General features: G+C 67.9%; 23 protein-coding genes. 15 read left to right on the top strand and 8 right to left on the bottom strand.

The window, feature by feature from the left end:
- The first annotated feature begins 20 nt into the window (after positions 1 to 20).
- The 3 genes from dapB (at position 21) to EV652_RS27130 (ending at position 3,975) form a co-directional block, all read left to right on the top strand.
- Positions 21 to 767 (top strand): 4-hydroxy-tetrahydrodipicolinate reductase, encoded by a 747-nt coding sequence (dapB, locus tag EV652_RS27140; RefSeq protein WP_132212053.1) that lies wholly within the window; start codon positions 21 to 23, stop codon positions 765 to 767.
- A 123-nt stretch (positions 768 to 890) separates the two neighbouring features.
- Positions 891 to 1,331: a hypothetical protein gene (locus tag EV652_RS27135; protein WP_132212052.1), complete on the top strand. Its 441-nt coding sequence runs from the start codon at positions 891 to 893 to the stop codon at positions 1,329 to 1,331.
- Positions 1,332 to 1,461: 130 nt separating this feature from the next.
- Positions 1,462 to 3,975 (top strand): ATP-binding protein, encoded by a 2,514-nt coding sequence (locus EV652_RS27130; RefSeq protein WP_132212051.1) that lies wholly within the window; start codon positions 1,462 to 1,464, stop codon positions 3,973 to 3,975.
- 514 nt (positions 3,976 to 4,489) lie between these two features.
- Here EV652_RS27130 and EV652_RS27125 read toward each other — a convergent pair.
- Positions 4,490 to 6,217 (bottom strand): alpha/beta hydrolase, encoded by a 1,728-nt coding sequence (locus EV652_RS27125; protein ID WP_132212050.1) that lies wholly within the window; start codon positions 6,215 to 6,217, stop codon positions 4,490 to 4,492.
- Positions 6,218 to 6,387: 170 nt separating this feature from the next.
- Between EV652_RS27125 and EV652_RS27120 the strand changes: the two genes are divergently transcribed.
- Positions 6,388 to 6,975, top strand: a complete 588-nt coding sequence (locus EV652_RS27120; protein WP_132212049.1) for a DinB family protein — start codon at positions 6,388 to 6,390, stop codon at positions 6,973 to 6,975.
- A complete protein-coding gene (locus tag EV652_RS27115) occupies positions 6,962 to 7,402 on the top strand; it encodes a VOC family protein (protein ID WP_132212048.1) in 441 nt (146 codons plus the stop codon). Before EV652_RS27120 ends, EV652_RS27115 begins: the two co-directional genes overlap by 14 nt.
- Positions 7,403 to 7,407: 5 nt before the next feature.
- Here EV652_RS27115 and EV652_RS27110 read toward each other — a convergent pair whose 3' ends face one another.
- Together EV652_RS27110 and EV652_RS27105 are read right to left on the bottom strand one after the other, a co-directional pair.
- Positions 7,408 to 8,031 carry a GNAT family N-acetyltransferase gene (locus EV652_RS27110; protein WP_132212144.1) on the bottom strand — a complete coding sequence of 208 codons (624 nt, stop codon included), beginning with the start codon at positions 8,029 to 8,031 and terminating at the stop codon, positions 7,408 to 7,410.
- 57 nt (positions 8,032 to 8,088) lie between these two features.
- Entirely contained in the window at positions 8,089 to 9,273 is a 1,185-nt protein-coding gene (locus EV652_RS27105) for a DUF418 domain-containing protein (RefSeq protein WP_242002035.1), read from the bottom strand.
- A gap of 177 nt (positions 9,274 to 9,450) precedes the next feature.
- Between EV652_RS27105 and paaA the strand changes: the two genes are divergently transcribed.
- Genes paaA through paaE form a run of 5 tightly spaced genes read left to right on the top strand, consistent with a single transcriptional unit; the run spans position 9,451 to position 12,953 of the window.
- A complete protein-coding gene (gene paaA, locus EV652_RS27100; protein WP_242002034.1) occupies positions 9,451 to 10,383 on the top strand; it encodes a 1,2-phenylacetyl-CoA epoxidase subunit PaaA in 933 nt (310 codons plus the stop codon).
- Positions 10,380 to 10,661 carry a 1,2-phenylacetyl-CoA epoxidase subunit PaaB gene (gene paaB / locus EV652_RS27095; protein WP_132212046.1) on the top strand — a complete coding sequence of 94 codons (282 nt, stop codon included), beginning with the start codon at positions 10,380 to 10,382 and terminating at the stop codon, positions 10,659 to 10,661. The genes paaA and paaB overlap by 4 nt, the downstream gene beginning before the upstream one ends.
- Entirely contained in the window at positions 10,658 to 11,398 is a 741-nt protein-coding gene (gene paaC, locus EV652_RS27090; RefSeq protein ID WP_132212045.1) for a 1,2-phenylacetyl-CoA epoxidase subunit PaaC, read from the top strand. The genes paaB and paaC overlap by 4 nt, the downstream gene beginning before the upstream one ends.
- Entirely contained in the window at positions 11,392 to 11,868 is a 477-nt protein-coding gene (paaD, locus tag EV652_RS27085) for a 1,2-phenylacetyl-CoA epoxidase subunit PaaD (RefSeq protein ID WP_132212044.1), read from the top strand. Before paaC ends, paaD begins: the two co-directional genes overlap by 7 nt.
- Entirely contained in the window at positions 11,868 to 12,953 is a 1,086-nt protein-coding gene (gene paaE, locus EV652_RS27080) for a 1,2-phenylacetyl-CoA epoxidase subunit PaaE (RefSeq protein ID WP_132212043.1), read from the top strand. Before paaD ends, paaE begins: the two co-directional genes overlap by 1 nt.
- A 99-nt stretch (positions 12,954 to 13,052) precedes the next feature.
- Here paaE and argG read toward each other — a convergent pair whose 3' ends face one another.
- Complete coding sequence (gene argG, locus EV652_RS27075) at positions 13,053 to 14,486, bottom strand: argininosuccinate synthase (RefSeq protein ID WP_132212042.1); 1,434 nt, start codon at positions 14,484 to 14,486, stop codon at positions 13,053 to 13,055.
- 151 nt (positions 14,487 to 14,637) lie between these two features.
- Between argG and EV652_RS27070 the strand changes: the two genes are divergently transcribed.
- Positions 14,638 to 15,432, top strand: coding sequence for a metal-dependent hydrolase (locus EV652_RS27070; protein ID WP_242002033.1), 795 nt, complete (start codon positions 14,638 to 14,640; stop codon positions 15,430 to 15,432).
- Here EV652_RS27070 and EV652_RS27065 read toward each other — a convergent pair.
- Positions 15,426 to 15,923, bottom strand: coding sequence for a hypothetical protein (locus EV652_RS27065; protein WP_132212041.1), 498 nt, complete (start codon positions 15,921 to 15,923; stop codon positions 15,426 to 15,428). The genes EV652_RS27070 and EV652_RS27065 overlap by 7 nt on opposite strands.
- 229 nt (positions 15,924 to 16,152) lie before the next feature.
- Here EV652_RS27065 and dapA point away from each other — a divergent pair, with 229 nt between their 5' ends.
- From dapA to EV652_RS27050, 3 genes are all read left to right on the top strand, one after another.
- Positions 16,153 to 17,064: a 4-hydroxy-tetrahydrodipicolinate synthase gene (dapA, locus tag EV652_RS27060; RefSeq protein WP_132212040.1), complete on the top strand. Its 912-nt coding sequence runs from the start codon at positions 16,153 to 16,155 to the stop codon at positions 17,062 to 17,064.
- On the top strand, positions 17,061 to 18,755 hold the full coding sequence (locus EV652_RS27055) for a ribonuclease J (protein ID WP_132212039.1): 1,695 nt from the start codon (positions 17,061 to 17,063) through the stop codon (positions 18,753 to 18,755). Before dapA ends, EV652_RS27055 begins: the two co-directional genes overlap by 4 nt.
- A gap of 195 nt (positions 18,756 to 18,950) precedes the next feature.
- Positions 18,951 to 19,982, top strand: coding sequence for a LacI family DNA-binding transcriptional regulator (locus EV652_RS27050; RefSeq protein WP_132212038.1), 1,032 nt, complete (start codon positions 18,951 to 18,953; stop codon positions 19,980 to 19,982).
- Between the two features lie 3 nt (positions 19,983 to 19,985).
- On the opposite strand, the gene EV652_RS27045 is transcribed toward EV652_RS27050, so the two are convergent.
- From EV652_RS27045 to EV652_RS27035, 3 genes are all read right to left on the bottom strand, one after another.
- Positions 19,986 to 21,065 carry a fatty acid desaturase family protein gene (locus tag EV652_RS27045; protein WP_132212037.1) on the bottom strand — a complete coding sequence of 360 codons (1,080 nt, stop codon included), beginning with the start codon at positions 21,063 to 21,065 and terminating at the stop codon, positions 19,986 to 19,988.
- Between the two features lie 123 nt (positions 21,066 to 21,188).
- Entirely contained in the window at positions 21,189 to 21,899 is a 711-nt protein-coding gene (locus EV652_RS27040) for a GAF and ANTAR domain-containing protein (RefSeq protein WP_132212036.1), read from the bottom strand.
- 152 nt (positions 21,900 to 22,051) lie between these two features.
- Positions 22,052 to 23,131: a fatty acid desaturase family protein gene (locus EV652_RS27035; protein ID WP_132212035.1), complete on the bottom strand. Its 1,080-nt coding sequence runs from the start codon at positions 23,129 to 23,131 to the stop codon at positions 22,052 to 22,054.
- 250 nt (positions 23,132 to 23,381) lie between these two features.
- On the opposite strand from EV652_RS27035, the gene EV652_RS27030 reads away from it, so the two are divergent.
- The gene (locus tag EV652_RS27030) at positions 23,382 to 24,908 is read left to right on the top strand and encodes an alkaline phosphatase D family protein (protein WP_132212034.1); all 1,527 of its coding nucleotides are present in this window, start codon (positions 23,382 to 23,384) and stop codon (positions 24,906 to 24,908) included.
- Positions 24,909 to 24,943 lie beyond the last annotated feature (35 nt).

Genomic DNA, 24,943 nt, shown 5'->3' with positions numbered 1-24,943 from the left:
CGTCTGTCGAAAGGGTGCGGATGATCAAGGTCGGTGTGCTGGGGGCCAAGGGCAAGATGGGCGCTCAGACGTGCCTCGCGATCGAGGAAGCCGAGGACTGCGAACTGGTCGCCCGGCTCGACCAGGGCGACGAGCTCGAGGAACTGGCCAAGGCCGGTGCCCAGGTGGTGGTCGACTTCACCCGTCCCGAGGTGGTGATGGACAACCTGGCCTGGTGCATCGAGCACGGCATCCACGCGGTCGTCGGCACCACCGGCTTCGACGACTCCCGCCTCGCCACGCTGCGGGATCTGCTCGGGAAGAGCCCGGGGACCGGTGTCCTGATCGCCCCCAACTTCTCCATCGGGGCCGTCCTGATGATGCAGTTCGCCGCCCAGGCCGCGCGGTACTACGAGTCGGTCGAGATCATCGAGTTGCACCACCCGGACAAGGTCGACGCTCCGTCGGGTACGGCGCGCCGTACCGCGGAACTGATCGCGGCCGCCCGCCGGGAGGCCGACGCCGGGCCGATCCCGGACGCCACCACCACCTCACTGGACGGCGCGCGCGGTGCGGACGTCGACGGGATCCGGGTGCACGGTGTCCGGCTGCGCGGGCTGATCGCGCACCAGGAGGTGCTGTTCGGCGACACCGGCGAGACGCTGACGATCCGGCACGACTCGATGGCCCGGGTCTCCTTCATGGCCGGCGTCCTGCTCGGCGTCCGGAAGATCGTCGACACGCCCGGCCTGACCGTCGGCCTCGAGCACTTCATGGACCTCGACTGAGATGACTGTGCTTTTGGCTGGGCCTTCGGCGCCGGCGTGGTCACGGGGCCTTGGCTCCCGGCCTTCCCTCGTCGCTCCAGTCGCTTCGCTCCCTGCGCTCCTCAGTCCAGGCCGGGAGGCCCCGTGACCGCGAAGCGGGCGGCGATCGTGCTCGCGGTCGTCTTCGTCGCGTACGCCGTACTGCTCGGCTGGCGCGGGGTGCTGCTGATCGGCACCGGCGATCCGGTCGCCGTCATCCTCGGCATCGCCGTACTGGTGATCCCTGTGCTCGGGGCGTACCTGGTGTGGCGTGAGTTGCAGTTCGGTCGTCGTACCGAGGCGTTGGCGCGCGAACTGGAGGCGGCCGGTGGCCTGCCGGTGGACGATCTGCCGCGTCGGCCGTCGGGCCGGATCGAGCGCGCCGCGGCGGATGAGGCCTTCGAGAAGTACAGGGCGGAGGCCGAGGCCGCGCCCGACGATTGGCGGGTCTGGTTCCGGTTGTCGACTGCCTATGATGCGGCCGGCGATCGGAGGCGTGCCCGCTCCAGCATGCGCGCCGCGATCGCGCATCACGACCGGAGCTAGCCGGGAGTTACCTGGGAGTTGGCCGAGAAGGACAGCGAGGTAACTGACAAGCCGGTGTGAAACGGGATACTTTCAGGGAAGGCGCGTGGCAACCGCCACGTGTAGGTCGGAGACTGGGTGGAGCCGTCCTGTGCCATCAGACGGGTCTCGCCGCGGCTCGGACGACGTGCAGGGGGCAGGTTTCGGCGGTCTGTTGCGACGACACCGGCGTGATGCCGGATTGTCGCAAGAGGGTCTGGCCGAGCTCGCCGGTCTGAGTGTCGACGCGATCGCGGCTCTGGAGCGGGGGCGCCGTCGCGCGCCCCGAGCACACACGCTGCGCTTGCTCGCGGACGCGCTGCGACTCGGGGTGGCGGATCGTGCCGAGCTCACCACGGCCGCCCGCCGCGACACCGAATCTCCGCAGCCACAACTGCGCCGGCCACCTGCCCCGCCGAACGAGCTGATCGGTCGGATCACGGAACTCACCGCAACCAAACGCTTGCTGGGTCAACGCATCACCCGGTTGCTGACCCTGACCGGACCGGGCGGCGTCGGCAAAACGCGTCTGACCCTGGCTTTGGCGGGTGAGCTCGAGGAAGGCTTCCCGGACGGCGTCTGCTGGGTTCCGCTCGCTTCTCTGACCGATCCCGCCGGCGTGGTCCCGGCCGTTGCGGCCGCCGCCGGTCTGCACCCGATGGAGAACTCGAAGCTGGTCGACGCGATCGCCGAGCAGATCGGGCGCCGGACCATGCTGCTGGTGCTCGACAACTGCTCTCACGTCGTCGCCACGGTCGGGCAGATCTGCGCCGCGCTGCTGGAGTACTGCCCGAACCTGTCGGTCCTCGCGTCCAGCCGCGAGCTGCTGCGCGTGCCGGGTGAGAGCGTGTACGTCGTACCGGCGCTGGCGCTGCCACGCGACGAGGATCAGCTCGAGTCGTCGGCCGCGGTACAGCTCTTCATCGAGCGGGCGACCGCACGCGGGTACGACCTGGACGGACAGGTCGACCAGGTCGCTCGGGTGGTACGGCGGCTGGAGGGCATGCCGCTCGCAATCGAGCTGGCCGCGGCCCGGACGAACGTGATGACCGTCGAGGAGCTGGCGTCCGAGCTGGAGACCTCGTTCACCATCCTGGCCGGCGGATCGCGGACGGCGTCGCCGCGACAGCAGTCCATGTACGGCGCGATCGAGTGGAGCCACGACCTGCTCACGCCGGCGGAGCGGGACGTGTTCGCGCAGCTGTCGGTGTTCGTCGGCGGGTGGACGTTGAGCGCTGCCGCCACTGTCATGTCCGGTCAGCCGATACCAGGTCCGCTGGAGCGCGCCGAGGCGCTCGACCTGACCGGACGGCTGGTGGACAAGTCGCTGATCCGTGTCACCCGGCGCAGTGGTGTCGCGCGGTACTACATGCTCGCGGTGATCCGTGAGTTCGCCGCCGACCGGCTGATTGCCGGCGGTATGGCGGAGGAGGCGGCTCGTCGACACGCGGGCTTCTACATCACCCTCGCCGAGGAGGCCGAGGGCCAGTTGCGCGGCGTCAACCAGGCACAGTGGCTCGAACGGCTGGACGGCGAGTTGGACAACATCCGGTCCGCCATGGCGTGGTCACTGCGGACGAGGTCGGTGCGCGAGGCACTGCGATTGGCCGGTGGGCTCTGGCTGTTCTGCTACCTGCGTGGTCACTACGCCGAGGGCGGTCAGTGGCTGGAGCGTGCATTGGCGCTCTCCGACACACTCCCTGCGTTGGAGCTGGAGGGACTCGCTCCTGCGTGTGCGAAGGCGAACCTGGGTGCAGGGATGCTCGCCTTTCTGCAGTGCGAGTACGACATCGCGACCGCACGACTGGAAACAGCACTGGCGCAGTACAAGGGGCTGGGCGATGCGGCCGGTACCGCGCTGGTGCTGCAACGTCTTGGTGGTGTCGCACGGGAGCGCGGGGACTACGCGGCCGCCGAGGACCTGCATTGCGAGAGCTTCGACCTCTACGAGAGTCTCGGCGACCGGTCGGGGATGGCGTGGGCGCACAACCACCTCGGATTCGTCGCCTGGTTGCGTGGTGACCTGGAGGTCGGTGCCAAGCGGTGTCGTCGGGCCCGGGACAGCTTCCGGCTGCTGGGTGACGGTGAAGGGCTCGCGTGGTCGTTGATCAGCCTCGGGACCATCGCGCAGTACGGCGGTGAACTCGTCGAGGCCGAGGACTTGCTGCAGGAGAGCCTGGCGTTGTCCCAGCGGCTCGGGTACCGCGAAGGTGTTGCCTGGTCGCTGAACCAGCTCGGCATCGTCGAACGACGTCGCGGGCTGACGGAGCGCGCCGTACATCTGCTGGACGAGAGCCTCGCCGAGCACCGCGACCTGGGCGACCGGTGGCGGTCCGCGAGTGTCCTCGAGGAGCTGGCGACGGTCGCTCAGCAGCGGGGGAGAGGCGAGTACGCCGCGTTCCTGCTCGGAGCCGCGGATGGTGTGCGCGAGGTCATCGGTGCGCCGGTGCCGGTGATCGAGAGGGCCGACCATCTGGCGACTCGGACCGCGATCGAGCAGTCCCTCGATCGCCGGGCGTTCCGAACAGCCTGGTCGGCCGGCCGAGCCGCTCCGCTCGCCGCCGTGGCCGACGGATACCCACCCGCTCCGAGCAGCTCCAACCCCAACCACACCGGTCGGCTCTGACCGGGCACAAAGAAAAACCGATCAGCAGTCCACCAGAACTGCTGATCGGTACGTTGCCTCGCGAGGCACCACGACCTGGGGGATCGACGGTACCCCGCGAGGGATCTGAGAGCGCGGGCCTGACGTGACGGACCCGGCCGGCTGTGTCCCTGTCTGACCCCCCAGGCAGTCCCCCCACCTCACAGCCGGCCGAAGCCACGTCGGCGAAGTCACCTGTCGTCGAGCCCTCCCAGTCGACGGCCAGTTCCTCCGCGCTGACACAAGGTTGCCGAAATCACGCTCTGTCAGACAGGGACGGAACCCTGACATCGCCCTGACAAATATGTCCTGACAACGAAATCCCTTCCAGGCATTCGCCGACGGTGATCACTGACTGCCCGAGCGTAGGCGAAACCCCTCGAATTCGTGCGGATTCCCTGCCCTATCGGGCACCGGTCGGGTGTTTTGTTCGAAGCCTCTTCGGTGGTTGCCGTAAAAGGTCCGCGAGCTGAAACCCTTGCGGAATTATGCAGCTTCAGTGCAGATATCCCGAGACGGCTTTGGTGAATCCCGCGATCCGGCGCAGCGGCGTGCTGTCGCCGTACCCCTGCTGTCCGGCTTCGTACTCGGTGCCCACCGGTGGCGACGACGGGGCCGGGATGCCCTCGCCGACGCAGGTGACGTCCTTGGCCGGCGCCTTGCCGGTGGTGAGGAACGCGTTGACGATCTTGTCGGCGCACTTGTTCACGCCGCCGTAGATGCCGTGGTCGCCCTCGCGGGTGACGGTGACGAGCCGGGAGCCGGCGTACCGGTTGTGTGCGGAGACCGCGAGCGAGTAACTCGTCGCCGGATCGTGCACCGACTGGACCATCAGGGTGGTCGGCAGGCCCTTGCCGGTGGGCTGCGGCATGGTGAGGTTCGGGCGCTTCCAGTAGAAGCAGGGGTTCTCGTTCACGCCCCAGCCGAGCAAGGGGTACTTCGGCCCGAGACGGCCGGCCATCTGGTCGCCGTACTCGCGGCCCTGCGGCCACGGGGTGTCGTTGCAGGTGACTGCCGTGAAGGTCGCGCCTTCGGCGTCGTCGCCGACGATCCGGCCGAGTGGACGCAGGCCGACGGTCTCGCGGGATGCACGTCGTACCAGCTGGTGTTGCCGGGCCAGTGACAGCGCATCTACTTTCCGTTGCGCGGCGCGCGGACCGCCTTTGGTCTGTGCGGCGGAAAGGTCGCGCAGAAATGCCAGGTCGATCGCGAGCGAATAGAAGTCGATTTTTGTATACATATCCCCGGAGACGATCTCGTCCAGGGTGTTCTGGTCGTAGCTGATCTTGATCGAGCCGTCCAGGAACTCCTCGACCGCCGGCTGCGCTTTCAGCGCCGCCCGGAGGCGCTCGTAGGTCCGGATCACTGTGCGTGACGACGACCCGAGTTTCAGCTCACTGTCGTACTTCGCCGCCCACGGCGCGAAGTCCTCGCGGAACCGGCGCTCGAACGCCTCCGGCTGCCCGAGGAAGGTGTTGATCCAGGGCTGGGTGAAGTCGGTGTTGGAGTCCAGCACGAAGCGGCCGACGTGCTGCGGGAAGTACGTCTGGTAGTACGCCCCCATCCAGGTGCCGCCGGAGTACCCGACGAAGTCGATCTTGTCGAAGCCGAGCAGCTGGCGGATCAGGTCCATGTCCTGCACGGTCTGCGCGGTGTTGACGTACGGAAGCAGGCCGCGGGACTGGCGGTCGCAGTACGGCTGACTGAGCTGCGACGCCTCCGCGATCAGGTCGAGGTTCCACGGGTCGCGGTCGCGCGCGTCCATCGTGTACCCGGGTGCGCCCTGGCAGGTGACGTTCGTGCTGTCGCCGGTGCCGCGCGGGTCGAACCCGACGGTGAGGTGGTCCTTGGCCAGCGGTGCCTGACTGGCCAGGTACGGCGCCATGCCGAGACCGGCACCACCTGGTCCGCCTGGGTTGCCGAAGACCACCCGGCTCGGCTTGCCCTTCACTGGTGCGACCTTGCTGACCGCGATCTGGATGTCGTTGCCGGAGTACTGGTTGGCCCAGTCGCGCGGTGCGGTGATCTTGGCGCAGTACGTCCGGTACTCCTTCTCGCCGCACGGTTGCCACGCCGGTCTCTGCTTCAGGTACCGATTGGCCACCGGATGCGCCCGGTCGACCACGGTCGCCTGCTCCATCGAGGCGGTCGCACCCGAACCCGGGACGACGAGAACAGCGGCAGCGGAAACGCCCAGGCCGACGGCCAGGGTGAGGTACTTCATGCAGACTCCAGCGGATGGCCACGCGTAATCGGACCGTCGCAATCTGTCATGTCCACCCCTGCCGGTCGAGCACCACCCCCGGCCCGTCGCCGATCCGCCCCGTGCTATGGCCGGTTTTGTCGGCGGCAGGTTCTAGGGTCGGCGTACTGATCTGAAGGGGAGGTGCCTGGATGGCCGGCTGTGGTGACCTGCTGATCGGGCAGTTGGCGTTCTACTGGGACTTCCATCTGTGGCCGCGACTCCAGGGCCTGACGGATGACGAGTATCTGTGGGAGCCGGCCGAGGGTGCTTGGTCGGTACGCCGTGACGACAGCGGGCGGATCGTGGTCGACCACGAGGATCCGGTGCCTGATCCGCCGCCGCTGACGACGATCGCGTGGCGGTTGGTGCATGTCGGCGTCGGTTGTTTCGCGACCCGGGTGAGCACGTTCTTCGGTGACGGGAGTGTGCCGGACGACGCGAACATGTTCGACCCGCGGCACATCCCGGCCGACCTCCCCGGGACGGCGGCCGACGCGTTGGTGTTCCTCGAGCACTGGTACCGCAGGTGGAACGCGGCGATCCGAGGCCTCGACGAGGAGGCGCTGAACCAGCCGCTCGGCCCGAAGGGTGCCTACTTCGCCGACGACACCATGCTCGGTCTGATCACCCACGTGAACCGTGAGGCCATGCACCATGGCGCCGAGATCTGCCTGCTCCGCGACCTCTACCGGGCCGGTCTGGCCCAGAAACAAGGTGATCACCGTGCCGTCGTTTGACCTGCACATCGTCTTCGACTGCGCGGATCCGGACCGGGTCGCACGGTTCTGGATGGCGGCGCTCGGTGGGTACGACTTCCCGATGGGCGTCCCGGACGGCTTCGCGACCTGGGACGAGTGGGCCGACGCCAACAACATCCCGGTCGATCAGCGAAACGCCGGCCGCACCCTGGTCGACAAGGACCGCGGCACCCGCCCCGACATCTTCTTCCTCCAGGTCCCGGAGTCCAAGCAGGTGAAGAACCGCGTCCACCTCGACATCAAAGTCGCCCCCGGCCTCGCCGCCGACGACCGCCGTACCGCGATCGAGTCCGAAGCCAACCGCCTGACAGCGCTCGGCGCCACCGTCGCAACCCGCATGGACGCCCCCGACGGCTTCCACATCATCATGCAAGACCCCGAAGGCAACGAATTCTGCCTGGCCTAGCTGCGTCAGTCGGCTGAGCCGGGGTCGGTGTGGAGGCGGATTTGTTTGATGCGGACGGATTCGTCGCCGTAGAGGTCGAGTTCGCGGTGGGCGCCGTCGGGGGCCCAGCCGGCTTCGGTGTAGAAGGCGCGGAGGACGTCGTCGGTAGAGTTGACCCACACGGTGACCCGGCCGAAGCCGTCGGCGCGGACGGTGTCGACGACCGCGTTGAGCAGTCGTGAGCCGTGGCCGGCCCGGGTCGCCTCGGGCTTGATCGCGAGCTCGGCAATCAACGCGTCCCGCTGCGGATCGCCGTCCGGGTCGTCCGACGGCGTGATCGCCGCGAACCCGACCAGGGTCCGGCCGGCCAGCGCGACCATCACCCGGTTCCGGGCCTCTCCGGGAGCGATCAGCGCGGCTCGCCACTGGGCGGCGAACTGCGCGGGGTTGAGGTCGGCGAGCACATCCACCGGCAGCAGTCCGGCGTACGACGCCCGCCAGGCCGCGACCTGGATCTCGCCGATCTCGTTCGCCTCGGCCGGAAGCGCCAGCCGCACACTCGTCTCCGCCACCGGGCTCTCGTCCGCGCCGGTCAGATCCGAGAGGCTGGCAGGTTCCGGTACGCCGAAGTCGTCACTCACGTGCACCATCCTCGCAAAGCGCCTCATCGGCAGGACACCTGGTCCTGCCGATGAGGCGCTGAGCGGTCAGTAGACGAGCCGCCGGAGCAGCGTCTCGGCCGGGCCGCGGTTCCCCCGCCTGCTCATCGCGTACGTGGCGATCACCGAGGTGACCCACACGCCGATCGCGATCAGCGCCGCGGTGTACGCCGTACTCCCAAACTGAAGGTCGAGAGTGAAAGGAGCCAGCAGCACCAGCCAGCAGACCGACTGGAACAGGTAGCCCGACATCGACCGCTGACCGAGTGCGGCAATCGCCTGAACCGGCAGCGTCAGCCGGGTCAGTCGCGCGACCAGCAGACCGAACAGAGCGACGTACCCAGGCCCGCCGAACATGCCGCTCACGTGGGAGAGGTAGCTCAGCGAATCGACCGCGGCCGAGTCGACGTGCAGCCAACCGGCGCCGACCAGCGCGAGCGGCAGACCACCGAGGATCGTGATGCCAAGGCCGACGAAGGCGACACCCTTCAGCAGGGCGCGGTGTGCGGCCGGGTTCTCCAGGATCTGCTTGCGGGCGGCCCAGATGCCGAGCCAGACGACCATGATGAAGCCGATCACGCTGGCGGTGTGCATCGGGTACTCGTGCAACCGGTCGACCAGGCTCGCGCCGTACGAGGAAGCCGCGAGCGAGGGGTTCGGGCTGTTCGTGAGCGGATGAGCGGGACCGTTGCTGTTCATCACTGCGACGACAGCCTGGAAGCCGACGTGGAAGACGTACAGGGCCTCGATCGCCCAGATGCCGATCACGATCCGGTGGAACTTGTCGCCGCGATTGAGCAGCAACAGCGTGCAGATGATCCCGACGATCCCGTAGGCGCCGAGGAAGTCACCGAAGTACAGCAACGTCGCGTGCACAGCGCCGAAGGCGATCAGCCAACCGTTCCGCTTCAGCAAGATCCTCCGGACGGCACTCGGCGTCGCGCCGGCCGATCGCTGCCGCCGGGCCAGCTGGACCAGGCCGTAGCCGAACATCACCGCGAATACCGGGTAGGCCCGGGCGTCGACGAGCGTGAGCTTGAGGAAGTTGAGGAGGCGCTCGAGGCCGTGCGGCGTACTTTCGACGCCCGGCTGGCCGGCGAACGCGAAGTTGGCGCTGTTGGCCAACCCGATCAGCAGCAGCATCGCGCCCCGGATCAGGTCGGGTGCGAGTGCGCGTTCCTTACCGGTGACCGGTCCGCGGTGATCGACGGCCGGGAGAGTCTGCGTGGTCACGGGGTCCACCCTTTCGGAAAACTGTGTAAGCCTTGAACTGAATACTCCCGGCCGACCAGGCGTGGACCCAGCGCGTTGCCACCACTTCCGGGGTGGGGCTAGCACCACCGTCCGACTTTGTGACACTTATGCGTTGATCTGGACAGAAAGTGTCACAACTCGGCTATGCTGACCGACATGGACGACAGCTTCCAGGCGACCATCGACGCCGACGGCCGGATCGAGCCGCGGGACGCGATGCCGGACGGGTACCGCAAGACCCTGATCCGGCAGATCGCGCAGCACGCGCACTCGGAGATCATCGGCATGCAGCCGGAGGGAAACTGGATCAGTCGCGCGCCGTCGCTGCGCCGCAAGGCGATCCTGATGGCGAAGGTGCAGGACGAGGCAGGTCACGGGCTCTACCTGTACGCCGCCGCCGAGACGCTCGGCGTGGATCGGGCCGACCTGCTCGACCTGCTGCACAGCGGCCGGCAGAAGTACTCCAGCATCTTCAACTACCCGACCCTGACCTGGGCCGACATCGGCGCGATCGGCTGGCTGGTCGACGGTGCCGCGATCGTGAACCAGGTCCCGCTGTGCCGCTGCTCCTACGGGCCGTACGCGCGGGCGATGGTCCGGGTCTGCAAGGAGGAGTCGTTCCACCAGCGGCAGGGGTTCGAGATCCTGCACACGCTGTGCAACGGCACCGAGGGGCAGAAGGCGATGGCTCAGGACGCGCTCGACCGCTGGTGGTGGCCATCGCTGATGATGTTCGGGCCGCCGGACTCCGCGTCGACGCACTCCGAGCAGTCGATGGCGTGGGGGATCAAGCGGCACAGCAACGACGAGCTGCGCCAGCGCTTCGTCGACATGACCGTCCCGCAGGCCGACGTACTCGGGCTGAAGGTCCCCGACGAGGGACTGCGGTACGACGAGGAGTCCGGGCGCTACCGGTTCACCGAGCCCGACTACACCGAGCTGTACGACGTGGTGAAGGGCAACGGGCCCTGCAACCAGGAGCGGCTCGCGCATCGGGTGAAGGCGCATGAGGACGGCGCGTGGGTCCGTGAGGCCGCAGCGGCGTACGCCTCCAAGCAAGCTGCTCGCAAGCAGGGGAGTGCCGCATGAGCGTCGAGCCGTTGTGGGAGGTGTTCGTCCGCTCGCGCCGCGGGCTCTCACACACGCACGTCGGCAGCCTGCACGCGCCGGACGCGACCATGGCGCTCCGCAACGCGCGTGACGTGTACACCCGCCGGCAGGAAGGTGTGTCGATCTGGGTCGTGCCCGCGGCCGACATCACCGCGTCGAGCCCGGACGAGAAGGACGAGTTCTTCGACCCGGCGGGCGACAAGGTCTACCGGCACCCGACCTTCTACCACGTTCCGGAAGGCGTCGAGCACCTGTGAACGACCTCTTCGTCTACGCGCTGCGGCTCGGTGACGACGCGCTGATCTCCGCACAGCGCACCGCCGAGTGGATCGCGGCCGCCCCGCAGCTCGAGGAGGACGTTGCCCTGGGCAACATCGGACTCGATCAGCTCGGCCAGGCCCGGTCGCTGCTGCAGTACGCCGGTCAGGTCGAGGGGGAGGGGCGGTCGGAGGACGACCTCGCCTACTTCCGGGACGAGCGCGACTTCCTCAACCTGCAGCTGTGCGAACTCCCGAACGGCGACTTCGCCCACGCGATGGCAAAGCTGTTGTACTTCGCGACCTACCAGCACTTGCTGTACGAAGAGCTGCGGGGGAGCGCCGACGAGATGCTGGCCGGTGTTGCGGGCAAGGCGGTCAAGGAGGTCGCGTACCACGTCGACCACGCGACCCAGTGGGTGCTGCGGCTCGGTGACGGGACCGAGGAGAGTCACCGCCGGATGCAGGCCGGGCTGGAGGGGTTCTGGCCTTACACCGCGGAGATGTTCGAGTCCGACGACCTGGTACGACGTCTTGCCGTCGCTGTCGACCCGTCGACGCTGCACGACGAGTGGGAGCGCCGGGTGATGGCAGTAATCGACGAGTCCACGTGCAGCCGGCCTGAGTCGTCGTACCAGCATCGTGGTGCTCGTCAGGGGCGTCACACCGAGCACCTGGGGTACCTGCTCGCGGAGCTGCAGCACGTGGCCCGGTCCCACCCGGGGGCGACATGGTGACGGACACAGCCATCCTCGAGGCCGTTGGCGAGGTGGCAGACCCTGAGGTGCCGGTGCTGACGATCGCGGACCTTGGCGTACTGCGTGGTGTTCGGCATGAGGGTGATGAGGTCGTCGTGACGATCACACCGACGTACTCCGGCTGTCCGGCCATGGACATGATCCGGCACGAGGTCGAGCTGACGCTCCAGGCGTTACACGTCGACGGCCGGGTCGAGACCGTGCTGTCGCCGGCCTGGACGACCGACTGGATGAGTGAGGCCGGCAAGGCGAAGCTGGTCGAGTACGGCATCGCTCCGCCGACCGGTCGTCGCGCTGTCGGCCAGGTGATGCTGAGTCTGACCATCCGGTGCCCGTTGTGCGGATCGCCGGACACGACCGAGCTGAGTCGCTTCGGGTCCACGTCGTGCAAGTCGCTGTGGCGGTGCAACGCGTGCCGCGAGCCTTTCGATCACTTCAAGGCGTTGTGATGAGTACGACTATGACCCGGCGGCGGGCGGTCTTTCATTCGTTGAAGGTGGCCGGCATCGAGGCGATCACCGACGATTCGGTCGCGATCACCTTCGAGGTGCCGCCCGAGCTCGCGGACGACTACGAGTTCACCGCGGGTCAGCACCTGACCATCCGTCGTACCGGTGAAGACGTCCGACGCAGCTACTCGATCTGCTCGCCGGCTGGTTCCGGCGTACTGCGGATCGGCGTGAAGCGGATCCCGGGTGGCGAGTTCTCGGCGTACGCCGCCCACGAGTTGAAGGTCGGCGACGAGCTCGAGGTGATGACTCCGCTCGGCCGGTTCGGTACGACGCTCGATCCGGCGAACGCGAAGCACTACGCCTTCGTTGCCGCGGGCAGCGGGATCACGCCGGTCCTCTCATTGGTCGCAACGATTCTCGCCACCGAACCGATGAGCCGGGTCACGCTGCTCTACGGCAACCGGACGGTCGGGTCGGTCATGTTCGCCGACGAGCTGGCCGATCAGAAGGACCGGTACGCCGAACGGTTCCACCTGGTGCATGTGTTGTCGCGGGAGTCGACCGAGGTGGAGTTGTTCAGCGGCCGGATCGACGCCGAGCGGCTGGGGCGGATGTTCACGACGATCCTGCCGATCGCGAGTGTCGACGAGTGGTTCCTGTGCGGGCCGTACGCGATGGTCGTCGGTGCGCAGGAGTTGCTGCTCGAGCAAGGTGTTCCGCGTGAGCACGTGCACGCCGAGCTCTTCCACGTCGGTGACGAGGCTCCGACGGCTCCGGTCGAGGAGGCTCCGGTCGACGAGGACGCCGCCGAGGTCACGGTGATCCTGGACGGTCGCCGGTCGAGCTTCCCGCTGGCCGAGCACTCGAAGGCCGTGCTGGACGCGACGCTCGCCGTACGCAGTGACGCGCCGTTCGCGTGCAAGGGCGGCGTCTGCGGCACCTGCCGGGCCAAGGTGATCGAGGGCTCGGTCCGGATGGATACCAACTGGGCCCTGGAGCCCGACGAGATCCGCGCCGGCTACGTCCTCACCTGCCAGTCGCACCCCACCACGCCAAAGGTCACCCTCGACTTCGACGCGTGAATTTCGCTGGCTGACCACCGAGATGGTGGGTCTGCCACCCGGAATCAGGGTGGCAAACCCACCATTTGCCTCGATAGCCAGCCAAATCGGGCGGCGGGGTCAGTCGGTGCCGGACTCCATTGCGGCGCGGTCGAGGAGCTCGTCCTCTTCGGTGGCTTCGCCGCGGGAGGCGATCGCCTCGGCGCCGCCGGTGGGCATCGGGCCGATGAGGTCGGTCGACGAGGCCAGGGCGGGGTTCGAGCTGCCGAACATGCCGAGCCCGGCGTACTGCTCGAGCTTCGACCGGGAGTCGGCGATGTCCAGGTTCCGCATGGTCAGCTGGCCGATCCGGTCGACCGGGCCGAAGGCGGAGTCCTCGATCCGCTCCATCGACAGCTTGTCCGGGTGGTAGCTGAGCGCCGGGCCGGTGGTGTCGAGGATCGAGTAGTCCTCACCCCGCCGGAGCCGCAACGTCACGTCACCGGTCACCGCCGTACCGACCCACCGCTGCAGGGACTCCCGCAGCATCAGCGACTGCGGGTCCAGCCAGCGGCCTTCGTACATCAGCCGCCCGAGCCGCCGGCCCTCGTTGTGGTAGTTCGCCAGCGTGTCCTCGTTGTGGATCGCGCTGACCAGCCGCTCGTACGCCGCGTGCAGCAGCGCCATCCCGGGAGCCTCGTAGATGCCCCGGCTCTTGGCCTCGATCACCCGGTTCTCGATCTGGTCCGACATCCCCAGGCCGTGCCGGCCGCCGATCGCGTTGGCCTCCAGCACCAGGTCGACCGCGGAGCCGAACTCCTTGCCGTTGATGGTCACCGGCCGGCCCTGCTCGAAGCCGATGGTGACGTCCTCCGGCTGGATCTCGACCGACGGGTCCCAGTGCTTCAGACCCATGATCGGGTCGACGGTCTCGATCCCGGTGTCGAGGTGCTCCAGCGTCTTCGCCTCGTGGGTGGCGCCCCAGATGTTCGCGTCGGTGGAGTACGCCTTCTCGGTGCTGTCTCGGTACGGCAGGCCGTGCGTGACCAGCCACTCCGACATCTCCTTACGGCCGCCGAGCTCGGAGACGAAGTCCGCGTCGAGCCACGGCTTGTAGATCCGCAGGTGCGGGTTCGCCAGCAGGCCGTACCGGTAGAACCGCTCGATGTCGTTGCCCTTGAACGTCGACCCGTCACCCCAGATCTGGACGTCGTCGTCGAGCATCGCCCGGACCAGCAGAGTGCCGGTCACCGCCCGCCCGATCGGGGTGGTGTTGAAGTACGTCCGCCCGGCGGACCGGATGTGGAACGCACCGCACGCCAGCGCGGCCAGGCCCTCCTCGACCAGCGCCGCCCGGCAGTCGACCAGGCGGGTGATCTCGGCGCCGTACGCCGTGGCGCGACCCGGGACGGAGGCGATGTCGGGCTCGTCGTACTGACCGAGATCGGCGGTGTAGGTGCAGGGGACGGCGCCCTTGTCCCGCATCCACGCGACCGCGACCGACGTGTCGAGACCACCGGAGAAGGCGATGCCGACCCGCTCACCAACAGGCAGAGAAGTAAGAACCTTGGACACAGGAAAAGTATGCACTCCCCTGAATGATTATGCAAACCGGCTGATGCTCCGAAGTCGAACGGTTGTGACTGGGGTGGTCAGCGTGGCTGTTGGGGGAGATGGGGTTGGAGTTGGGAGGATGGGGTTCCGCTGATGAGGGGAGTGGGGCGCCATGATGGGGCGGTCGCATGCGTTGTCGGGGTGGTGTGCCGGGCTGGTGGTGGCGCCGCTCATCGGGCTGACCACGGTGGCCGAGGTGGTGCCGTTCGCGGCGGCAACCGCCGGCTACGCCTTGGTCCCGGACCTGGATCACCCCGGTGCTCGCGCATCCCGCCTGGTCGGCCCGCTGACCCGCATCATCTCGGAGGCGGTCCGCGCCTTCTCGAGCGTCCTCTACAACCTCACCAAGGGCCCGCGCGACGAGGACAGCACCGGCAAGCACCGCCACGCGACCCACACCCTCGTCGCCGCGATCCTGCTCGGCATGCTCGCGGCCAGCGCGGGTGATCGGGGAAAATGGGCAGTCCTCGCGGTAGCCGTCACCGGTCTGCTGCTGGCGGCCGACGTACTGGGTGACTGGTTGATCGTCCTCGTGCTCGGCGCCACCGCATGGTCTGTCACCGGTACGGCGTTACCCGGCACGACGACCGCGGACGCCGTACAAGCCGGTCTGAGCGGGATCGGTGGCTGGATCGGAGTGGCTGTCGGACTCGGCATGTTCGTTCACTGTCTCGGCGACAGCCTGACCCGCTCCGGCTGCCCGTGGATGTGGCCGCTGCCGATCCGCGGCGAGACCTGGTACGAGATCCGCCTCCCGCGTCCGCTCCGCTTCCGCACCAACGGCTGGTTCGAGCGGCTGATCATCGTTCCGCTCCTGCTCGGCGCCGCCGTACTCCTACTTCCTGGCGCTCTGCAGGCGGTCGCGCAGCTCTTCAACGCGACGTCGATCTGGCTCGCCGGTCAGTAGTCCTGGACCCGACCGGTCAGGTGCGACGGGATGCCGCCGGCTTCGAGTGCGGCCGCGAAACGCTGTTGGTTGCGTGCGCCCGGCCACACCTCCCAGAGGAACAGCGGCACCGCGAGCACGGCCCCGATCAGGATCATCCAGAAGCTGTCGACCACGAACGCGAGCGGCATCGAGATCAGGAAGACGGCCTCGCAGACCGCGAACCGGACGAAGGTCGACGCGGTGAACCGCCGCCACGACTCCGCCTCGACCTCGGCCGGCGGCCGGTCGCTGTGCTGGAGCGGGGGAGTCCGGAAGCCGGCCAGTTCACAGAACGCGTAGGCCAGCGCGGCGGCGAGCAACACGAACGACGGCGCCCAGGTGGGCGGGAAGTCGCCGATCCCGTCGGCGGCCAGGACGAACCACATGGTCAGCGTGATGAGCGGGATCGCGCCGAGCAGCGCGCTCGCCGTGGTGGTCAGGGATCGCTGCGCGGGGGAGACGGTAGGCACCCGGCAGAGACTAGCGGTCCAGAAAGTCATCGAATTGTCGACAATGCGCGATCCCGAGATGACGCAGAGTATCCACAGAATTTTTTCCTGACTTTTTTGCCGGAAGCTGTAACGCCTACCGGGCCCGGCCCGATAGGACGAGTGAGCCTGGTGGCTGCCCGGACCCCCGAGCGGACAGCCATCAGGCCTACTCATTTCATCGAGGCTGCGGAGCGGTAATCTGAGCCCCATGTCCTCAGCATCTTCCGCTGCACCGGCGTTGCCCTTCGGCCGCCTGACGACGGCGATGATCACCCCGTTCCGGGCCGACGGCTCGCTCGATCTCGATGCTGCGCAGAAGGTGGCCACCTACCTGGTCGACCGCGGCAACGACGCACTCATCATCAACGGGACCACCGGCGAGGCGCCGACCACCTCGGACCAGGAGAAGGTCCAGCTGGTCAAGGCGGTGCTCGACGCGGTCGGTGACCGGGCCAAGGTGGTTGCGGGGGTCGGCACCAACAACACCGCGCACACGATCGAGTGCGCGAAGCAGGCCGAAGCCGCCGGTGCCCACGGTCTGCTGGTCGTCACGCCGTACTACAACAAGCCTCCGCAGGACGGGCTGCGCCTGCACTTCACCGCGGTGGCCGACGCCACCGGCCTGCCGAACATGGTCTACGACATCCCCGGCCGGGCCGGGGTCGAGATCAAGTCCGAGACGCTGATCGCGCTCGCCGAGCACCCGCGGATCGTCGCGGTGAAGGACGCCAAGGGCGACGTGGCCGGGGCCACCAAGGTGCTGGCGAACACCGATCTGTTCTACTACTGCGGTGCCGACGAGTTGAATCTCGCCTGGCTCGCGATCGGTGCGGTCGGCGTCGCCAGCGTCGTCGCGCATGTCGCGAGCGAGCCGTACCGGCAGCTGATCGACGCCGTGGTGGCCGGCGACCTCGCCACCGCACAGAAGATCGATCGACGGATGGTGCCTGCCGTCGAGGCGATCATGACCAGGACCCAGGGCGCCATCATGGTGAAGGCCGCGCTCAAGCTGGCCGGCGTCATCGAGCACGCGACACTCCGGTCGCCGTTGATTGAGGCGACCGCCGAGCAAGTGGACTGGCTCACCACCGACCTCAAGACGGCAGGACTGATTGCATGAGCCATCCCCATCCAGATCTCGACGCGCCCGGACCACTGGCCCCGGGCGCTTTGCGGGTCATCCCGCTCGGCGGCCTCGGCGAGGTCGGCCGCAATATGACGGTGTTCGAGTACGACGGGAAGCTGCTGGTCGTCGACTGCGGCGTACTCTTCCCGGACGAGAACCAGCCCGGTGTGGACCTGATCCTGCCGGACTTCCAGCCGATCCGGGACCGGCTGGACGACATCGTCGCCGTCGTCCTGACCCACGGCCACGAGGACCACATCGGCGGCCTGCCCTACCTGCTGCGTGAGCGGGGTGACATCCCGGTCATCGGCTCGCAGCTCACGCTCGCGCTGCTGGAGGGCAAGCTGAAGGAGCACCGGCACCGCAACGTGCCGCAGCAGACCGTGGTCGAGGGCGAGTCGCTGCAGATCGGCCCGTTCGTCTGCGAGTTCATCGCCGTCAACCACTCGATCCCGGACGCGCTGGCGGTGGCGATCAAGACGCCGGCCGGCCTGGTGCTGCACACCGGCGACTTCAAGATGGACCAGTTGCCGCTGGACAACCGGATCACCGACCTGCGCGCGTTCTCCCGGCTCGGCGAGGAGGGCGTGGACCTGTTCTGCGTCGACTCGACCAACTCCGAGGTGCCCGGCTTCACCACCCACGAGCGCGATATCGCTCCGGTGCTGGACGGCGTGTTCACCAAGGCGAAGAACCAGCGCATCATCGTCGCCTGTTTCGCCTCGCACGTGCACCGGGTCCAGCAGGTGATGGACGCGGCCGTGAAGCACCGTCGCAAGGTCGCGTACGTCGGCCGGTCGATGGTCCGCAACATGGGCGTGGCCCGTGATCTGGGCTTCCTGAACGTGCCCGGCGACACGCTGATCGACATGCGCGAGCTGGACAACTACCCGCCGGAGCAGGTCGTGCTGGTCTCGACCGGTTCCCAGGGCGAGCCGATGTCGGCGCTGTCCCGGATCGCGGCGAACGACCACCACGTCGTCCAGATCCAGTCGGGTGACACCGTCGTACTAGCCTCGTCCCTGATCCCGGGCAACGAGAACTCGGTCTACCGGGTGATCAACGGGCTGACCCGGCACGGCGCGAACGTGATCCACAAGGGCAACGCGCTGGTTCACGTCTCCGGTCACGCCAGCGCCGGCGAGCTGCTGTACTGCTACAACATCGTCAAGCCGCGCAACGTGATGCCGATGCACGGCGAGATCCGGCACCTGCACGCGAACGCGGACCTGGCCATCCAGACCGGTGTCCCGGCGGAGAACGTGGTCGTCGTGGAGGACGGTGTGGTGGTCGATCTGATCGACCGCAAGGCCGTCGTGGCCGGCAAGGTCGACTGCGGGTACGTGTTCGTGGACGGGTCCACGGTCGGCGACATCACCGAGACCTCACTGAAGGACCGCCGGATTCTCGGCGACGAGGGTTTCATCTCGGTCATCGCCGTGATGGACTCTGTCACCGGCAAACTGACAGCCGGTCCGGAGATCCAGGCGCGCGGGTTCGCCGAGGACGACACTGTCTTCGACGACCTCAAGCCGAAGATCGAGGCGGAGATCGAGAAGGCGATCGGCAGCGGCGTCGACGACATGTACCAGTTGCAGCAGGTGATCCGCCGGGTGGTCGGCAAGTGGGTCAGTGACACCCACCGCCGCCGCCCGATGATCATCCCGGTCGTCGTCGAGAGCTAAGTGCCTCGTGCGCTTCGTAACTTGACGCTACCGGCGCCCAGGCACGCACCTCACGGCACTGGAGAAGCGCCCACGATGCTCCGCATCGAGGGCGCTTCGCCAGCACCGTGATGCACGCACCTGGACACCGCTATCGTTCAAGCTACGAAACGCACGAGGCACTGACCGGGACTACAGGGGAGAGAGGGGCCGGCGATGACCATCAGCGGAGTGAACGGGACGGGCCAGCGCCGGCCCACCATGAAGGAGGTCGCGGCCCGGGCCGGAGTCGCGCTGAAGACCGTCTCCCGGGTGGTGAACGAGGAGCCGAACGTCAGCCCGGAGCTGACCGCCAAGGTCCAGGCCGCGATCAAGGAGCTCAACTACACCCCGAACGAGAGCGCCCGGATGCTGCGCCGGGGCAAGACCGGGACGATCGCGGTGGTCATCCGCGATATCGGCGACCCGTTCTTCGCCTCGCTCGGCCGGGCGGTCGAGCTGTGGGCGCGGTCGTCCGGCTCGGTCGTGATGATCGGTCTGACCGACGAGGACCCGGACCGGGAGCGCGACGTCTGCCTGGAGTTCGTCGCCCGGCGGCCGGACGCGCTGATCATGGCGCCGATCGGGGAGACCCAGGACTACCTCGCACCACATGTCGACGCCGGCATGGCGGTCGTCACGATCGACCGTCCGGCGCACGGGATCGAGGCGGACGCCGTACTGGCCGACAACGCCGGTGGGATCGACCAGGCGATCGACCACCTGGTCCGGCAGGGCCACCGGCGGATCGCGTACCTCGGTGACGACGAGCGGATCTTCACCGCTCGCGAGCGGGTCGTCGCCTACCGGGCCGCGATGCTCCGGCACCGGATCGAGGTGGACGAGGATCTGGTCCACCTGTCCGAGCCGACCACCGAGGGCATCGGCATCACGCTGTCCGCCGTACTGGATCGTCCGGAGCCGGCCACTGCGTTGCTGTCGGCAAACAACATGACGACGGCCGAGGTACTGCGCGGACTCGCCGGCCGGCGGGACCGGGTCGCACTGGTCTCGTTCGACGATCTCGCCCTCGGCGATCTGCTCAGCCCCGGCCTGACCGCGGTAACGCAGTCGGCCGACGTGATGGCTCGTACGGCGATCCAGCTGATGACCGAGCGTCTTCCGGAGCCGCACCGACCGGGCCGGACCGTGCGGGTTCCGGTGAAGCTCACCATCCGCGGCTCGGGCGAGATCCCGCCGCCCGCCTGAGCTCTACTTCCGGTAGAGCTCTACCAGCGGGCACTGGAAGGGATCGCGGGCCCGGAGGCCGACGTTGTTCAGGTAGTCGATGACGATCCGGTACGACGAGAACAGTCCGACCTCGGTGTACTTGACCCCGTGCAGCTCGCAGTAGTCGCGGACGATCGGCTGGACCTTCCTGAGGGTCGGCCGGGGCATGCTCGGGAACAGGTGGTGCTCGATCTGGTAGTTGAGCCCGCCGAGCGCGAAGTCGACCATCACGCCGCCGCGGATGTTGCGCGACATCAGCACCTGGCGGCGCAGGAAGTCGAGCTTCATCGTCGCCGGCACGAGCGGCATGCCCTTGTGGTTCGGGGCGAACGACGCGCCGAGGCAGATCCCGAACACAGCGAGCTGGAGCCCGAGGAAGGCGCCGGCCTTGCCGATCGGCAACAGGATCAACAGCACCGCGAGGTAGCCGCCGAGCCGGGTCAGGATGATCGCGGCCTCGATGCGCTCGACGGACGACGCGGATCGGCGGAGCAGATGACGCAGGCTCGCGACGTACAGGTTCAGGCCCTCCAGGGTGAGCAGCGGGAAGAACAGCCATCCTTGACGACGAGTCAGCCAGCCGCTGAACCCAGTGCGCTTCTCGACGTGCGCCGGGGTGAAGGCGACGACTCCGGAGCCGATGTCCGGGTCGCGATCCAGTTGGTTCGGAGCCTGGTGGTGGCGACTGTGCTTCGAACGCCACCAGCTGGCACTCATGCCGACCAGTCCGCTGGCCAGCAGGCGTGCGGTCCAGTCGTTCCACGCCGCGGAGTCGAAGATCTGCCGATGCGCGCTGTCGTGACTGAGGAACGCGACCTGGGTGAGGACCAGCGCCAGCGCGCCGGCCATCAGGAGCTGGAACCAGGAGTTGCCGAGCAGGCCGAAGCCGACCCAGACGCCTGCGAAGGCCGCTATCACCAGGCCGATGCGGGTCCAGTAGTAGCCGTGGCGCCGGCGGAGTAGTCCGAGGTCACGTACGGTCCGGGAGAGGTCGGTGTAGAGGTTTGCGTACCGCTGCTGCGGCCGCTGCGGACTGTGTTCGTCCGCGACTAGCTGTGACATGAGAACGCCCCAGTCCGGAGTGCATCGGTCGATGCGCTACCGGGTCCGGGGCAGCGCCACGAGAAGGTGGCTGTGACTGTCAACGGAACCACGGCCGACTGCCACACGCAAGCTGTCGTCCAGCTAACGAGTGAGCAGCGCAGACGTGTCGAGAGTGCCGTCGAGTACGCCGTGCGCCACCATGCTCAAGCCCTGGCCCGTGCCTCGTGCGTACGAACGCATCACGGTGAACGCGTCCGACGGGCTCAGCCCGGTCCGCTCGGCCAGCATTCCCTTTGCCTGCTCGATCACGATCCTGCTGTTGAGCGCGTGCTGGAGCTGCTCGGCCAGCACTTGCTGACCACGGTGCCGCCGCTCGTGCAGGAGGCCGATCGTGGCGATGTCGGAGAGCGCCCGGCTGAGGGCGATGTCCTCGTCGGCGAGTGGTTCCGTACTGGTCCGGAAGAGATTGAGCGCGCCGATCACCTGCCCGCGAAGGCGTAACGGCACCGCATGGGCCGAGGCATAGCCGCCGGCCGCAGCCGCCGCGGCGAAGTCGGGCCAGCGGCGCAGGTCGACGTTGACCACCGCGGCGCCGGTGCGGAAACACTCCGGGCACGGGCCTTCGTTCTGCTGGAGCTCGAACAGTTCCAGCAGCTCGGCCTGGTCGTCCGACGACGCCATCACCCGCAGTACGCCGTCCTCGTCGGCCAGCATCAACCCGGCGGCGTCGACATCGAGCAACTCGACACTGACCTCGGCCAGCGTGTGGAGGAAGTCGACCACGTCGAACTCGTCGACCAACGTGTCGGCCAGCTCGATGAAGACTTGGGTGATGCGGTGTTCCCGTCTCAACTGTGTTCCCTTCGGCCCGGCCGGCCCTTCCATCTTCGTCACACACGGCCGGGAAGTGAATGATTTGGTGACCCAGTTCGCCCGGTCGTCACCGGATCGATGTGGTGAGACCCCGGCCTACCGGTCCGAGCCGACCACGGCGGGCATCGGAGTCAGTTCCGGTACTGCATGACGAGCGGGCACTGGAACGGGTCGCGGGCCCGCAGGCCGACGTTGTTCAGGTAGTCGATGACGATCCGGTACGACGTGAACAGGCCGACCTCGGTGTACGGCACTCCATGCCGCGCGCAGTGCTCCCGCACGATCGGCTGCACCTTCTTGAGTGATGGCCGGGGCATGCTCGGAAACAGGTGATGCTCGATCTGGTAGTTCAGTCCGCCCATCCCGAAGTCCACCAGCACCCCACCGCGGATGTTGCGCGACATCAGCACCTGGCGGCGTAAGAAGTCCAGCTTCATCGTCGCCGGCACCAGCGGCATGCCCTTGTGGTTCGGGGCGAACGATGCGCCCAGGCAGATCCCGAAGATCGCCAGCTGAATGCCCAGGAAGGCGCTGGCCTTGCCGACCGGCAACAGGATGAGCAGGACGGCCACATAGCCACTGAGCCTGGTGAGTACGATCGCGGCCTCGATCCGCTCCAGCCGGGTCGCCTTGCGCCGCAGCAAGTGCCGAAGACTGGCCACGTGCAGGCTCAGCCCCTCCAGCGTCAGCAGCGGGAAGAAGAACCATCCTTGGCGGTCGCCGAACCACTTGACCAGGCCGCGGCGCCTGCCCACCGCCTCGGGAGTGAAGGCGATCACCCCGATGTCGATGTCGGGGTCCTTGCCCAGCTGGTTGGGCGCGTTGTGGTGCTTGCTGTGCTTGTTCCGCCACCAGGTGACACTCATCCCGGCGAGACCGCTGGCCAGGAGGCGCGCGGTCCAGTCGTTCCAGGCGGCGGAGTGGAAGATCTGCCGGTGTGCGCTGTCATGGCTGAGGAACGCAACCTGCGTGAGCACCAGGGCCAGCGCACCGGCCATCAGCAGCTGGTACCAGGAGTCACCCAGCAAGATGACTCCGGTCCCGACGGCCGCCAGGGCCGCGAGTACCAGCCCGATCCGGGTGAAGTAGTAGCCATGACGCCGCCGCATCAGGCCCAGTTCACGCACGGTCTGCAAGAGGTCGGTGTAGAGGCTCGCGTGCCGCTGCTGCGGTCCCCGCGGGTGCGCGTCATCGGCAACCAGCTGTGACATCGGAATACCCCGTCCTGGAGTGCATCGGTCGAGATGCGCTACCGGATCCGGGGCAGCGCCACGAGAAGGGTGGCTGAGGGTCAACCGAACCATGCCCGACCGCAGCACGCATCCAGTCGGAGTGTCGGCCGGGTCGGCCACGACGAAAATATCGCGCGCAACGCGACTGCCTCGCCCGACCTGGATCGATTTGTCAGGTCGTTCGCCCCGTCGTCACCTGACCGTCACCGGGGGAGCGCACCTTCGGATCATGAACTTGAGCCGCCGCCAGCTCCTGGCCGCATCCACCGTCGCCGGCGCGTCCCTCGCAGTACCCGGGGTAGCCGCCGCGACGCCGAACCTCGTCCGTCGGGACCGTCCCGGGCTGCCGTCCGGGATCATGTCCGGCGACGTGACCTCGAACTCCGCCGTCGTCTGGTCCCGGACCGATCGCTGCGCCCGCCTCGTCGTCGACCTGACCAGCCACGGCCGGTTCGACCGGGCGATCCGGCTGCGGGGTCCGGTCACCGGTCCCGACGACGACTACACCGCGCAGCTGCCGCTGAAGGGCCTGCGCCCGGGCCAGCGGTACGACTACCGGATCTCGTTCGAGGACAGCGACGGCCGCCGCGGCCAGTCGCTCGAGGGTTCGTTCAGTACGCCGGGACGCAACCGCGGACTCTCGTTCGTGTGGACCGGCGACACCGCGGGGCAGGGCTACGGGATCAACCCCGAGCTCGGCGGCATGGCGGCGTACAAGGCGATGCATGACACCCGGCCGGACTTCTTCCTGCACTCCGGGGACAACATCTACGCCGACGGCCCGATCGCGGCCGAGGTGAAGGTTGCCGACGGCACCGTGTGGAAGAACGTGGTGACCGAGGAGGTCTCGAAGGTCGCCGAGACGCTGGCCGAGTACCGCGGCCGGTACAAGTACAACCTGCTCGACGACAACGTCCGGGCGCTGTACGCCGACGTACCGATCATCAGCCAGTGGGACGACCACGAGACGGTCAACAACTGGTATCCGGGCGAGATCCTGGCCGACGACCGCTACACCGAGAAGCGGGTCGACGTACTCGCGGCCCGGGCGCGGAAGGCGTTCCTGGAGTACCTGCCGATGGAGCACACGGCAGGTCGGGGCCGGATCTACCGCAAGGTGAGCTACGGCCCGCTGGTAGACATCTTCTGCCTCGACATGCGGACGTACCGCGACGCCAACCCGAAGCCGGGTGTCGCCGGCGAGGTCGCGATCCTGGGCGAGGAGCAGGCCGAGTGGCTGGTCCGCGAGGTCGCCAGGTCGAAGGCGACCTGGAAGGTGATCGCCAGTGACATGCCGATCGGTCTGCTCGTCCCGGACGGGACCGAGATCGAGGCGGTCGCCAACGGTCTGCCCGGTGCGCCGGGCGGTCGCGAGCACGAGCTCGCCTGGGTGCTGAGCCAGTTCAAGCGGCGCAAGGTTCGCAACACGATCTGGCTGACCGCGGACGTGCACTACTGCGCTGCCCACCACTACGACCCGTCGCGCGCGGCCTTCACCGACTTCGACCCGTTCTGGGAACTCGTCGCCGGGCCGATCAACGCAGGCACGTTCGGCCCGAACTCGCTGGACTCGACGTTCGGGCCGAAGGTCGAGTTCGTCAAGGCGGCCGACTTCCCGAACCAGCCGCCGAGCGGCGGCAACCAGTTCTTCGGTCACGTCGACATCGACCCGCGGACCGGCGTCTTCACCGCGTCACTGCGCGACCTCTACGGCACGGTCCTCTGGACCAAGGACATCCACCCGGCCCGCCACTGAGGGCCTCGTCGTACTCACTGGCCCCGGCGCCTGTG

This window comes from Kribbella steppae (assembly GCF_004342025.1).
Classification (GTDB): domain Bacteria; phylum Actinomycetota; class Actinomycetes; order Propionibacteriales; family Kribbellaceae; genus Kribbella; species Kribbella steppae.
Note: the sequence above shows the minus strand (reverse complement) of the source record. Positions and strands in the feature narration are given on the sequence as shown.

Coding starts and splice junctions, on each gene's coding strand:
- dapB (WP_132212053.1), top strand. CDS start 21: ATGATCAAGGTCGGTGTGCTGGGGGCCAAGGGCAAGATGGGCGCTCAG.
- EV652_RS27125 (WP_132212050.1), bottom strand. CDS start 6,217: ATGAAGTACCTCACCCTGGCCGTCGGCCTGGGCGTTTCCGCTGCCGCT.
- EV652_RS27120 (WP_132212049.1), top strand. CDS start 6,388: ATGGCCGGCTGTGGTGACCTGCTGATCGGGCAGTTGGCGTTCTACTGG.
- EV652_RS27110 (WP_132212144.1), bottom strand. CDS start 8,031: ATGGTGCACGTGAGTGACGACTTCGGCGTACCGGAACCTGCCAGCCTC.
- paaA (WP_242002034.1), top strand. CDS start 9,451: ATGGACGACAGCTTCCAGGCGACCATCGACGCCGACGGCCGGATCGAG.
- paaB (WP_132212046.1), top strand. CDS start 10,380: ATGAGCGTCGAGCCGTTGTGGGAGGTGTTCGTCCGCTCGCGCCGCGGG.
- paaD (WP_132212044.1), top strand. CDS start 11,392: ATGGTGACGGACACAGCCATCCTCGAGGCCGTTGGCGAGGTGGCAGAC.
- paaE (WP_132212043.1), top strand. CDS start 11,868: ATGAGTACGACTATGACCCGGCGGCGGGCGGTCTTTCATTCGTTGAAG.
- EV652_RS27070 (WP_242002033.1), top strand. CDS start 14,638: ATGATGGGGCGGTCGCATGCGTTGTCGGGGTGGTGTGCCGGGCTGGTG.
- dapA (WP_132212040.1), top strand. CDS start 16,153: ATGTCCTCAGCATCTTCCGCTGCACCGGCGTTGCCCTTCGGCCGCCTG.
- EV652_RS27055 (WP_132212039.1), top strand. CDS start 17,061: ATGAGCCATCCCCATCCAGATCTCGACGCGCCCGGACCACTGGCCCCG.
- EV652_RS27050 (WP_132212038.1), top strand. CDS start 18,951: ATGACCATCAGCGGAGTGAACGGGACGGGCCAGCGCCGGCCCACCATG.
- EV652_RS27045 (WP_132212037.1), bottom strand. CDS start 21,065: ATGTCACAGCTAGTCGCGGACGAACACAGTCCGCAGCGGCCGCAGCAG.
- EV652_RS27035 (WP_132212035.1), bottom strand. CDS start 23,131: ATGTCACAGCTGGTTGCCGATGACGCGCACCCGCGGGGACCGCAGCAG.
- EV652_RS27030 (WP_132212034.1), top strand. CDS start 23,382: ATGAACTTGAGCCGCCGCCAGCTCCTGGCCGCATCCACCGTCGCCGGC.